This is a genomic window from Nitrospira sp., assembly GCA_030692565.1.
GTDB lineage: Bacteria > Nitrospirota > Nitrospiria > Nitrospirales > Nitrospiraceae > Nitrospira_D.
Window position 1 is genome coordinate 1 of sequence record JAUYAO010000024.1, and the last position, 12433, is coordinate 12433.

Genomic DNA, 12433 nt, shown 5'->3' on the forward strand with positions numbered 1-12433 from the left:
CGCCCTCGCGCACGCGCTCAACGGCCATCTTTCTGATGGTCTCCAAGGTGCTGTGGTCCAGTGTTCGTCCGTCTCGCGTCATAGCGGAACGGAGTATGCCACAATCAGCATGTGTTGTCTATATTACTGACCGCTGAGTAAGATGCTGGAACAAGTCTGGTTTGGGGAGGGCGACTGACACTCCAGAATGTAAGCAAGCTTCCCGCCTACACCGAAGTCCAGCGCTGCTGTAAACATCATTGAGCGAGTACTGGGTCCCTCATCAGTTAGTCATTCATTGGGCATGTCCACCGAGATCCCTTCCCAATCCCCCCATCTTTCACCTTGATCCCTTTCAGCCACCTGTATAGACTAGCCAAGTTTTTCGGCTAGTTAGCACCATAGCGGCACCTGCACCACCCTGCGGACTTCTTCTCGAAGTGTCCTTCGGATGGGTTGAAGCCACGGGGAATTGAGCGACATTCAATGGTCGTTTAACCACTAGGAGGGTATCCCGTGAGCGACTCAGCCATCGTTACTTTTGCATTGATCGCAGCCGTCACTGGTATTGCCTACGGTCTCTATCTGGCGATGTGGGTGTTCAAACTCGACGCCGGTAATCCCAAAATGCAGGAAATTGCGAAGGCGATTCAAGAAGGCGCGAGTGCCTATCTGAATCGACAATATCGAACCGTCGGCGTCGTTGCCGCCGTGCTCTTCGTTATGTTGTGGGGAGCGGGGGCGTTCTCCGATAAATTCGGCTTGCTGACTGCGGTCGGATTTTTGATCGGTGCCGGCGCGTCCTCGCTAGCCGGCTATGTGGGGATGATTATCGCGGTGCGGGCCAACGTGCGGACGGCGCAGGCGGCCCATAAAGGAATGAATGCGGCGCTGACGGTCGCATTCCGTGGTGGCGCAGTGACCGGGCTGTTGCTGATCGGGTTAGGTCTACTGGCCATTACTCTTTTCTACACGGTGGCCTCGCAGATTTCAGGACAGGAGAAGGCGATTCATGCCTTGCTGAGTCTGGGATTCGGCGGCAGCCTGATTTCAGTCTTTGCGCGAGTCGGTGGCGGTATTTATACCAAAGCGGCGGACGTGGGCGCGGATCTCGTCGGGAAAGTCGAGGCCGGTATTCCGGAAGACGATCCCCGCAATCCGGCGGTCATCGCAGACAACGTGGGTGACAACGTCGGCGATTGCGCGGGTATGGCCGCGGACCTGTTCGAGACCTATGCGGTGACGACGGTAGCGGCGATGGTCTTGGCCTTCACCTTATTCAATGGAAACAGCGCGCCGATTCTTTATCCGCTCGCCCTCGGCGGCGTCACGATCTTTGCGACGATCATCGGGATTCTCTTCGTCAAAGTAAGCCCCGGTGGCGAGATTATGCCGGCGCTCTACAAGGGTCTATTTGTGGCGGGCGGCATTGCCGCGGTCGCATTTTACCCCGTGACGAATACGATCATGGCCGGCGTGGGTGGCGTGAGTGGGATGAGTTACTACATGGCGGCGTTGATCGGCTTGGCGGTGACTCTCGCCCTCGTCTTTATCACCGATTACTACACCTCAAAGAGTTATGCGCCGGTGAAGGCCATTGCCAAGGCCAGTGAAACAGGCCATGCGACGAACATCATCGCCGGACTGGCGGTGGGGATGGAGGCGACGGCCTGGCCGGTCGTGGTGATCGGAGCGGCGATTCTGACGAGCTATTCGATTTGCGGCGGCGCGGCCTCGGGAGGTTTGTACGGCGTGGCCGTGGCGGCAGTGTCGATGTTGTCGATGGCCGGGATCGTGGTGGCGATCGATGCCTTTGGTCCGATCACAGATAACGCGGGCGGGATTGCGGAGATGGCTCACCTCGGCAAAGAGGTGCGGGACATCACCGATCCATTGGATGCGGTCGGGAATACGACTAAAGCGGTCACGAAGGGTTACGCGATCGGTTCGGCCGGTCTTGCGGCGGTGGTGTTGTTTGCCGAATACGCGCGTGAGGTCGCAAAAGGGGCGGGAGCGAGCACGTTTGACCTTTCCAATCCCTCTGTCCTGGTGGGATTGTTCCTGGGTGGGATGCTGCCGTTTATTTTTGGCGCCCTCTGTATGAAAGCGGTGGGAGAGGCGGCCGGTCTCGTGGTGGAAGAAGTGCGCAGGCAGTTCCGGACCATCAAGGGCATCATGGAGGGAACCGGCAAGCCGGAATATGGCACCTGCGTGGATATCGTGACGCAGGCGGCGATCAAGAAGATGATGGTACCGGGGTTGATCCCGGTGATCTCTCCGATTCTGGTTGGTGTGATCCTAGGCCCGCAGGCCTTGGGCGGCATGCTGGTCGGTAGCATCGTGACCGGTTTGTTCGTGGCGATCTCGATGACGAGCGGCGGTGGTGCCTGGGACAATGCCAAGAAGTACATTGAAGAGCAGGGCCTGAAGGGCAGCGATACTCACAAAGCTGCTGTGACCGGCGATACGGTCGGAGATCCCTATAAGGACACGGCCGGTCCGGCGATCAATCCGATGATCAAAGTCATCAACATCGTGGCGTTGCTCATTGTGTCGCTGATTGTGAAATAGCGAGACGGGCAGGACAGGCGAGACTCGATTTGATACCCCAGCCACCGAGTCTCGCGTTTCTCGCCTGTCACGCTTGTCGCGCACGTCTTGCTTGTCACGCTTGTGCGTTCGGCTTGACGGCTGAAATAACCCTAGGGTAAGGTGATCGCAAGGGATCACGCGATGCGCTGGTCCACGAGAGTTTCCCTGAACTACGGGAGGTGCTCGGATGGAAAAACAGGAGCGCAAGCAGGAGCCGAAACGCGAGCCTCAGTCGAAAGACGAGGTCAAGGCGAATCCGAAGGTCGTTGAGGCCGGGAAGAAGCTCACGGAAGATATCGACAAGCTCGTCGATGAGATCGACGAGGTTCTCGAAAAGAACGCTGAAGAGTTTGTCAAGAACTACGTGCAAAAGGGGGGGGAATAGCGAACGACCGGTTCGCGTTCCCCTTCTTCATTTTCCTCACTCCGCTGGCCTTATTGTCCTCTCCGTCCGGTACATGATCTGCCTCCGGCCTTCTCTGTGTCGACCGTTTTCGCATGGTTTGACAAAGGGATGGTGAGCATTTACCATCCGCGGTATCCGACCCGTTGACCCTATTCGCCTGTAGCCCGTACCGAGGCATGGATGACGTCTAAGCTTTGGGTGTTTCGTGATATCGATCCCGGCCGGCGGGCGACATTGGCCCGGGCCTTGTCGATCTCGCCTGCGACGGCAGGCCTACTGTTAGCGCGCGGCGTCACCACGCCTGATGAAGCCACCGCCTGGATGACCCCGCTCCGTGCGCACGATCCCTTTTTGATCCCCGACATCGAAGCGGCCATCGATCGATTGCACTATGCCGTGCAGCATAGTGAGCGGGTCTGTTTCTATGGCGACTACGATGTGGATGGTATGTCGGCTACGAGTATTTATTATTCGTTCTTCCGCGGGCTCGGCGCCAACGCACAAGCCTATGTGCCGCATCGGGTTCGGGAGGGATACGGGCTGAATGAAGGGGCGGTGCGGGCGCTGGCCGCGGAGGGGGTGAAGCTGCTGGTCACCTCGGATTGCGGGACCACCTCACACCATGAAATAGCCGTCGCCAATCAGTTGGGGATGGATGTCATTGTGACCGACCACCATCAGACGGATGAGCAAATGCCGCCGGCGCTGGCGGTCATGAATCCCCATCGGCGGGAGGCGCGCTATCCGTTCCGCGGGCTCTGCTCCGGTGGATTAGCCTATAAGGTGGCCGATGCCTACCGGCAGCGCTACGGTCAGGGAACGGTGGCGCTCGACTCGCTGCTGGATCTGGTGGCCTTGTCGACGATCGCCGATGTCGTGCCGTTGCAGGATGAGAATCGGGGATTTGTTCAGGAAGGCTTGCGGCAATTGTCGCGTGGGACGCGCTGCGGGATTCGCGCGTTGAAGCAGGTCGCCGGAGTCACTCGCGAGTGCACTTCGGAGACGGTGGGATTCAAGCTCGGGCCCAGGCTGAATGCGGCAGGGCGCTTGGATCATGCGATCAAAGGTGTACAGTTGCTGACCACCGAGTCCGAATCGGAGGCGATGCAACTCGCACAGGAGCTTGAACAACTCAATCGGCGCCGGCAGGATCTTGAAGCTGAGATCATGCGGGAGGCCGTCGCGATGCTTGAGGGTGGCGAGGTGCCGGCGGCGATTGTCCTGGCGTCCCGCGGTTGGCATCTCGGTGTGGTGGGGATTGTGGCCGCGCGGTTGATGGAGCGCTATCATCGCCCGGCGATTGTGATGGCCATCAATGAGCAGGGGATCGGCAAAGGATCGGCCAGGACCATCCCAGGATTTGATCTCTATCAAGCCTTGGCCTCGTGCAAGGATCTGCTCGTGGCTTTCGGCGGGCACCCCAGCGCAGCGGGGATGACGATTCACGAATCTCGATTGCCGGAATTCCAAGCACGGTTCGCGGCGGTGGCTGGAGCCTGGTCCTCGACGGGAAATGTGGTCCCTACGCTGCACCTCGACTCTGAAGTGTCGCTAACGGAAGTCAATATGCGCCTCATCCAGGAAATCGGATCGCTGCATCCATTCGGGGCGGGGAATCCTGAACCGATGTTTGCCGTGAAGGGATTGGCGATCATGGAGGCGCGCGTCGTCGGCGAGAAACATTTGAAAATGACGGTCCGGCAGGGGCGGTCGCTGCCGTTCGACAGTATCGGGTTTGGCATGAAGTCATTGTCGGAACAGGGCCTGACGCTCAACCAGCCGGTGGATCTGGCTTTTACGCCAGAGATCAATCACTGGAACGGGCACGACCGCATTCAATTGCGCATCCGGGATATGCGCGCGACGGCGAGGGAGTAACGCGTCGATGGTCTACGAAACCGTCACCGATATCGATCAGCTCCTCGACCGTGTGCGGAGCTATCAGCCGGAGGCCGACCTCAGTCTGGTGCGCAAGGCCTATGACTTTTCCGCCAAAGCGCATGAGGGTCAAACGCGCCGTTCCGGCGAGCCCTACGTGCAGCATCCGGTCGCCGTCGCCGGCGTGCTGACGCTGCTTAAGACCGATGTGGCGGCGGTGGTGGCGGGACTGCTGCACGACACCTTAGAAGACACGGTAGCGACGCCGGCCGAGCTGGAGCGCGAGTTCGGGAAAGAAGTGGTCCATCTGGTCGACGGAGTGACCAAGATCGGCAAGATCACGTTCCGGAGCTATGAAGAGAAGCAGGCGGAGAATTTTCGCAAGATGGTCCTGTCGATGGCGGACGATATCCGCGTCGTCATCATCAAGCTGGCGGATCGCCTCCACAATATGCGGACGCTCGAACATTTGAGCGAGGCCAAACGCCTGGAGATTGCCCAGGAGACCCTGGAGATTTATGCCCCGCTCGCGAACCGGATCGGGATCGGGTGGGTGAAAAACGAACTGGAAGACTTGTGTCTCAAGCACCTCAAGCCTGATGTGTACGAAATGCTGCGGGTGCGCGTCGCGAAGCGCGATGAAGACCGGGAACAGTACATTCAGGAAGTGCGCGATCTGGTCGAAAAGGCGCTGACCGACGTCGGGTTGCAGGGGACGGTGTACGGGCGCCCGAAGCATCTGTACGGCATCTATCAGAAGATGAATAAGCAGGATATTTCCTTTGAGGAAGTCTACGACCTCACGGCCTTGCGGATCATCACCGATACGAAGATGAACTGTTACGCCTTGCTCGGGGTGATCCATTCGCTCTGGCGCCCGCTGCCAGGCCGGTTCAAGGACTATATCGCGATTCCCAAATCCAACCTCTATCAATCCCTGCACACGACGGTGGTCGGGCCGAAAGGCGAGCACGTCGAGTTCCAGATTCGAACCGACGAAATGCATCGCGTGGCTGAATACGGGATCGCGGCGCATTGGAAATACAAAGAACAGGACAAAGTTGCCGAGAAGGATAGCAAGGCGTTCGGCTGGCTGCGCCAGTTTGTCGAGTGGCACACCGATTTGCCGGACAACCGTCAGTTCATGGATTCCGTCAAGCTCGAGTTGTTTCACGACGTGGTCTACGTGTTTACGCCCAAGGGGATCGTGAAGGAACTGCCCAAGGGATCCACGCCGGTCGACTTCGCTTATGCCATTCATACGGAAGTCGGCGATCATTGTGTCGGGGCCAAGGTCAACGGCAAGATTGTGCCTTTAAAGCATCAAGTGACGAGCGGGGATACGGTTGAAATCCTCACGTCGCCGAACCAGACGCCGCATAAAGACTGGCTCAAGTTCGTCCGGACCTCGCGCGCCAAGACAAAAATCAAACATTGGGTCAAAGCCGAAGAACAAACGCGCAGCATCGACATCGGGCGGCGTCTCTTGGAGTCGGAGTTGCGGCGCCACTCGTTTGCGCCGGCGCAGATGCTGCGGTCGGAGCAACTATTGGAGGTGGCGCGGCAGCTCGGGCATGACACGCTCGACGAACTGATGGCGGCGGTGGGATTCGGCCATCTTGCGACGGCAGAGGTGATTGCGAAGCTGGTGACGCCGTCGCCGGGAGCTGCAGTGCCGGTTTCGACACCGAAGACCCCGGTCGGCAAATCCGACGACAAAGGCGTACGCGTCAAAGGCGCGCGCGATCTTTTGATGCAGCTCTCCCGTTGCTGTAATCCGGTGCCGGGGGATCGGATTCTCGGGTACATCACGCGCGGCCGAGGGCTGACGATCCATTCCGTCGATTGCCCCAATCTGGAAGCGCTGGATTACGATCGGGAACGGCTGGTCGAGGTGGAATGGGATACGGCGACGCCGGGGTCGCACCCGGTGAAAGTGTCGGTGATGGCGGTCGACAAGACCGGGGTGTTGGCGAATGTATCATCCGCAATTGCGGAATGTCAGGCGAACATCAGCCGGGCGGAAATCGCGACGCGTGAAGACCGGAAGGCGGTGTTGGATTTTGTCGTCGAAGTCAATGACACGAAGCACATCAATCAGGTGCTGAAGGCGATTGAACGGGTCGACGGGGTGATCTCGGCGCGGCGTATTCGGGCGTGGCAGGGAAAATAGCGGCCGGCTGGTCCGCAGGTCTTACGGATTCGCAAACTGCAGTTTTGTGCCCTTCTCGATCTTCAATGCATCCACGGTTCCGGCGGCAATCTCCAGTACATACATCGCCCCGTCGTTCGGGCGGTACTGGGGGCAGGAATCATCCGTTCTCGTGCAAATCGGCACGTTCCGCTCGATGTGGATGACGCGTTTTTTATCATCCATCCAAATCAGATCAAGCGCGATCAGGGTGTTCTTCATCCAGAAGGTCCATTCCTGGGCCTGGTCGAAGAAGAACATCATGCCATGGTCCTTCTTGAGATGATCGCGGTACATCAATCCGGCGGCGCGCTTCAGGGGGGTGTCGGCGATTTCGGCTTGCACGACGGTCCCTGAAGGGGTTTTCACAGGGATCAGCCGCGCAGCGGGACTGCCGGCCGGCGGCGTGGCGTCTCCGTTGAATGGACCGGCCAGGCTGAGCACCACGAACGCAATCAGGATCACGCGAATGAACATGGGGGCATGGTACTGGCCGGCATGGTGGCAGTCAAGGTATGGCTGTCGCATGATGGCGTGGAACAATATAGGAAACGCGGGCGGGGTTGGCCGTCTTGCAATCCCGAGGAGACCTGTGCCATCCTCGGCCATCTCAGCCTGGAGGCCCGCATGAAGGAAGTTCGCAAGGTTCATTACGTCAAAGGGGTGTTTGTGTGTCCGAGCTGCCGCCAGTCGTACGTCCAGGAAAAATGGATTGAAGCCTGGCGCGTGCGCTGTCATCGTTGCGAGTATCGCGGAGCCCTCACGGATGTCTCCGTCGAAGAGCGGATGGAAGAGGAAACGTTTCGTCGGTGATCCGGTTTCTGTTCCTTGCTGGTCATAGGGATTGCTGCGAATCGATAGGTCCGGTGCCTACCGCTCTTTCAATACGTTGCTTGCCAGGTCCTCTGGCCGTCTGTCTTCTTATTTTCATCGCCATTATCGGGGTAAGTCCGGCCTCTGCGGATGAGCCCTCCCTCGTTCCTGTCAAAGTTCTGGTCGCGTACCATTCGCTTTCAGGGAACACTGAACGGATGGCTGAAGCTGTGGTCGAAGGCGCGAAAAACCTTCCCGGGACCGTGGTTGTGATGAAGCGAGTCGGGCAGGTCACGGCGGATGATTTGTTTTCATCGGATGCGGTTATCGTCGGCTCGCCGGTCTACTGGTCCAATATGTCGGGCGAGGTGAAGACCTTCTTCGATAATTGGCAGTTTAAGTTCGGGGTCTTTCCGGACTTCAAGATGAAAAATAAGGTCGGGGCGGCCTTCGCCACGGGTGGGCAGATCTCGAGCGGCAAAGAAGTGACGATGCTGACTATTCTGGCGGCGATGCTCGGGAATCAAATGATCGTGGTCAGTGGCGGCGGGGCCTTCGGCGCCTCTGCCACCACGGAAGGCGATAGTCCGGGTATCGACAACAAGGAGTTGGCCGACGCCAAAGCGTTGGGCCGGCGTGTCGCCGAAGTCGCCACGAGATTTAAGGCCGGTTCTGCCAAGTAAGCTCTTCCGTGTGGTCTCCACGACGAGTTGCGAACAGCCGGTTCGCACGATGGAACTATCTCCCTACCTTGCCGCTGTTCCTCTCTCACGCTTATAGTGATGCGATATGCGGAAGAAGACCTCATCCCGTCGCGGGCAGGGGGATAGTCCCATGTCCGGACATGGGATTGTCGCTCCGAGTCCTGCCCCCGAATCATTCGCGCTCCTTGCCGCATTTCGCGCCATTTCTGCCAACACGGTTTACACGTTGGCGCCGAAGGCCTCTGTCGTCAAGGGGTACAACTATTACCAAGAGCAGCGGCTTCAGCATTATGCGTGGAGTCAGGACCGTGCGACGCTGACGGCGGAGGTGGAAGGGACCAGACTTTACGAGGTCGTCTTTTCCATCATCGACGGATTTCTCTCGGCCTCCTGCGATTGTCCGGCCTGGGGCCCCGACGGGTTGTGCAAACATGTGCTGTGCGCCTACTTTACGACCAAGCACCTACTCTCACCGGAATTGTTCAGATTGCCGGGCGGGCACCACAGTGAGCTGCCTGGGCTCCGAGCGGAGTTGCTTGGCAGCATCCCGGAGCAGGCCAGGGCGCCAGGGCCGGCTCCCACCGGAGCGGCACGCAAGGGATCGGCCTATGAGATCGTCATTGATGCCCGTCACCTGCCTCCGCAGCTCCTGATCCATAAGAATGGCGTGCCGCTCTCCGGGGGATGGGGCTCTGAGATTCCCTCCGAACTGGTTCCTCTGCTCGATGCGTCCTGGTTCATGTCCGGGTTCGGGGAAGACCCCTTGTTCCGTTATCTCAGGGGGCACGACAGTCCCTATCCGATCGTGCTGGTCACGGGAGACGAATCGATTCCGCTTCAGTGGAACCAGTCGGTCAAGTGCCGGAGTAAGACGGAGATCGATTTCGCCGGCGGCCAGATCAGAGTTCGCGCTGTCTGCCTTGCCGATGAGGTCCCGCTCGAACGGATCGTCCGCTTCAGGACGTTTGTGGCCGATCTGAGCGGCGGGCGGCTGCTCTATTTGAAGGACGAACAGGGATGGGATTCGTTCTGTTCCCTGCGGCAACGCTTCAAGGGGGGCGAGCCGTTCCTCGGTCCCTATGCCGATTTCGATGCAGGATTCCGCGCGGTGCCGTTATCGGGCCAGTCCGGGTTTGGGCGATGGCAAGGCGCCGACGAGGAGATGGAGTTCACGCTGTCGCTGGAGGAGTTTCAGTCCGCGCAAATCGAGGTAGTTCACAAACAGATCAACCGGATTGTGCGCGACCTCATCTTAAAAGTAGCGGGCCAGGACGTGTCGGTGCATCGCCCGGCCTTGCCTTCTGCTGATGACGCGCTGTCCTGCACCCTGATTTTGAAGCCTCCGTCCGGCGACGAAGACCTTCCGCCCGCATCATGGACGCTGCAGGCGCAATGCCGTCGCGGGGATGTCCGGTTTGCGCCAAGCGTCTCAACCTTTGGGTTCATCGCGGCGTTGGAGCAAGGGCGCGCCGTGTCCGGCGCGTTGCGCTCGCAGAAACGAAAGGCCGTGCTGTACGACACGTTCTTCAGCCTTCTTTCTGTGCACGAGGCCAAGGAGCGAGACCAGCGGATCAAAATGATTCTCGGCCTGGAGGACTGGCCACGCGCCGTCAGTGACGAGGCCGCGCAGTGGCTCAAGCAGCATCTGTCTGGCTATGCCCGGGCGGATGTGCGGCTACAGATTCGCGCAGGGCGATGGGAACTGCAGTCCGTGGACAAGGTTCGCGAGGTGTGGCTCTACAGGATTCCCTTTGACGTATTCGGCCCGGAAATCTTTCGCGGTATGCGGCGATGTGACGAAATGGTGATCGACGGGCCGCGGTTGTTCCAAGGTTTGCCGGACCTCTTGGACAGGCTCACGACCGCCGGGATCGAAGTGCTGTACGAGGATAAGCCCCTCAAGTCCTCTCGATGGGAATGTTCTGCTCATGTAGAGCATGTCGAGCCGGAAGGGGCCGGGATCGATTGGTTTGAAATCCGTCCGGAAATCCGGTGCGACGGCGTGGTGTTGGACGAAGCGGAGTGGCGGGCCGCCCTCCATCAGGGAGGGCTGATCGACGCCGAAGGCCGGTTGCGGGTGTTGGATCGACAGACGCTGGAACAGTTGCGCGCGATCTTCGCCCTGACCGGAGAGGCGCAAGCGGGTCGGGGTGCCAGCAAGATCGTGCGAGTGCCGCGTCTGCAGATCCTCGATTGGCTGGCGTTGCGCGAGCAGGGCATTACGGTTTCGTTGCCTGCTGAAGACGAGGCCATACTCGCGCGCCTTCTGGGATTCACGAGGATTACCGCACGGCCTCTGCCGACAGGAGTACAGGCCACGCTTCGCCCCTATCAGCAGGACGGCTATGCCTGGCTCGCCTTTCTCTATGAGCACCGTTTCGGCGCCTGTTTGGCGGACGACATGGGACTGGGCAAGACCCTTCAGGCCATCTGTCTCCTGGCCGCCATTCAGGACGGGCGCATCAAGACGTCGGCGGGCGTGAAGGGGCCTCATCTGGTCGTCGTACCGACGAGTCTCCTCTTCAACTGGGAGCAGGAACTGGCGCGCTTTGCGCCAGGCTTGAAGGTCCATGTCTACAGCGGCAGCGAGCGGACGCTCGATGCCAAGGATGGCGAGGTCGTCATCACGACCTATGGGCTGGTTCGGCGGGACATCGATCGATTGGAACGCATGCCGTTTCATGTCATCGTGTTCGACGAGGCGCAGGCGGTGAAGAATATTCAGGCCAACACGACGGGCGCCGCCCGCCGTCTCACCGGACGCTTTAAGATTTCGCTGACCGGCACTCCGCTCGAAAACCATCTCGGCGAGTACTTTTCCGTGATCGATCTCTGCATGCCGGGACTGCTCGGCGAGTACGATCGGTTCAAGGCCGGTCTCAAACGTGTCCAGGGCGTCGCGCTGGAGCGGCTGCTTCGCCGGACCAGGCCCTTTATCTTGCGGCGGACCAAGGCGGAGATCCTCCATGACTTGCCGCCGAAGATCGAGAGCGAGGTGTTCCTCGACTTGACCGATCGGCAAAAGGCGCTGTACCAGCAGACGGTCGCGCAGGTCCGCACCACGATCGACGACGCCTACCGCACCAAGACGTCCGGCCAGGCCCAGTTCATCGCGCTGACGGCGATCCTCAAACTCCGCCAGGTCTGCCTGTCTCCCCGCCTCCTAACGAACCGGGCCGACGAGCCTTCACCCAAACTTAGTTTCTTGGTGGAGCGGCTACAAGTATTGCTGGACGAGGGGCATAGTGCTCTGGTGTTTTCCCAGTTCACCAGCTTTCTCGATCTGGTGGAGGAGGTCTGCGTCAGACACTCGTTGCCGTATCACCGGCTGGACGGCTCCACGGCGGCGCCCGCGCGGAAGACCCGCGTCGCGGCGTTTCAGGGCGGCGAACAGCCGAGCGTGTTCCTCTTGAGTCTCAAGGCGGGGGGCCAGGGGCTGAATCTCACCAAAGCGACCTATGTGTTTCATCTGGACCCCTGGTGGAATCCAGCGGTGGAAAACCAGGCGTCGGATCGCGCACACCGCATCGGGCAACAGCGAACCGTCACCATCGTGCGAATTCTCATGCGCCATAGCATCGAGGAAAAGATGATGGCGCTCAAGCAGCGGAAACTCGAGCTGTACGACGCCGTCATGCGCGGCGTCGTGCGCGGCTCCGGGCAAGGGGTGCTGACCAAAGCCGACTTCAACTTTTTGCTCGCGCCGGGCGCGTCATGAGAATGGAGCGGGGTCATTGCTTGATTTTGCACTTCGATAAACAATCTTCCGTGCGCGCTTGAATCGATTTTGCTCCGACTTCAACAAGCACAGAAGCGGGAGTAGTGCAAAGTCAAGCAATGACCCCATCTCTTTTCCTATGACCCCATCTC

The 12433-nt window shown here is 59.4% G+C and carries 8 protein-coding genes; 7 read left to right on the forward strand and 1 reads right to left on the reverse strand.

Going from position 1 to position 12433, the window contains the following annotated elements; genetic code table 11:
* Positions 1 to 495: 495 nt before the first annotated feature.
* From Q8N04_05920 to Q8N04_05935, 4 genes are all read left to right on the forward strand, one after another.
* The gene (locus Q8N04_05920) at positions 496 to 2550 is read left to right on the forward strand and encodes a sodium-translocating pyrophosphatase (protein ID MDP3090195.1); all 2055 of its coding nucleotides are present in this window, start codon (positions 496 to 498) and stop codon (positions 2548 to 2550) included.
* 208 nt (positions 2551 to 2758) lie between these two features.
* A complete protein-coding gene (locus Q8N04_05925) occupies positions 2759 to 2956 on the forward strand; it encodes a ubiquitin-like protein Pup (GenBank protein MDP3090196.1) in 198 nt (65 codons plus the stop codon).
* A gap of 201 nt (positions 2957 to 3157) precedes the next feature.
* Positions 3158 to 4855, forward strand: a complete 1698-nt coding sequence (gene recJ, locus Q8N04_05930) for a single-stranded-DNA-specific exonuclease RecJ (protein ID MDP3090197.1) — start codon at positions 3158 to 3160, stop codon at positions 4853 to 4855.
* A 7-nt stretch (positions 4856 to 4862) separates the two neighbouring features.
* The gene (locus tag Q8N04_05935; protein ID MDP3090198.1) at positions 4863 to 7028 is read left to right on the forward strand and encodes a bifunctional (p)ppGpp synthetase/guanosine-3',5'-bis(diphosphate) 3'-pyrophosphohydrolase; all 2166 of its coding nucleotides are present in this window, start codon (positions 4863 to 4865) and stop codon (positions 7026 to 7028) included.
* A gap of 21 nt (positions 7029 to 7049) precedes the next feature.
* Here Q8N04_05935 and Q8N04_05940 read toward each other — a convergent pair whose 3' ends face one another.
* Complete coding sequence (locus Q8N04_05940) at positions 7050 to 7574, reverse strand: DUF192 domain-containing protein (protein MDP3090199.1); 525 nt, start codon at positions 7572 to 7574, stop codon at positions 7050 to 7052.
* A 99-nt stretch (positions 7575 to 7673) separates the two neighbouring features.
* Here Q8N04_05940 and Q8N04_05945 point away from each other — a divergent pair, with 99 nt between their 5' ends.
* The 3 genes from Q8N04_05945 to Q8N04_05955 all read left to right on the forward strand — a co-directional run bounded on the left by Q8N04_05945 (position 7674) and on the right by Q8N04_05955 (position 12281).
* On the forward strand, positions 7674 to 7859 hold the full coding sequence (locus tag Q8N04_05945) for a hypothetical protein (protein ID MDP3090200.1): 186 nt from the start codon (positions 7674 to 7676) through the stop codon (positions 7857 to 7859).
* A gap of 53 nt (positions 7860 to 7912) precedes the next feature.
* Positions 7913 to 8542, forward strand: a complete 630-nt coding sequence (locus tag Q8N04_05950) for an NAD(P)H-dependent oxidoreductase (GenBank protein MDP3090201.1) — start codon at positions 7913 to 7915, stop codon at positions 8540 to 8542.
* Between the two features lie 151 nt (positions 8543 to 8693).
* Entirely contained in the window at positions 8694 to 12281 is a 3588-nt protein-coding gene (locus Q8N04_05955; protein ID MDP3090202.1) for a DEAD/DEAH box helicase, read from the forward strand.
* Positions 12282 to 12433: the final 152 nt, after the last annotated feature.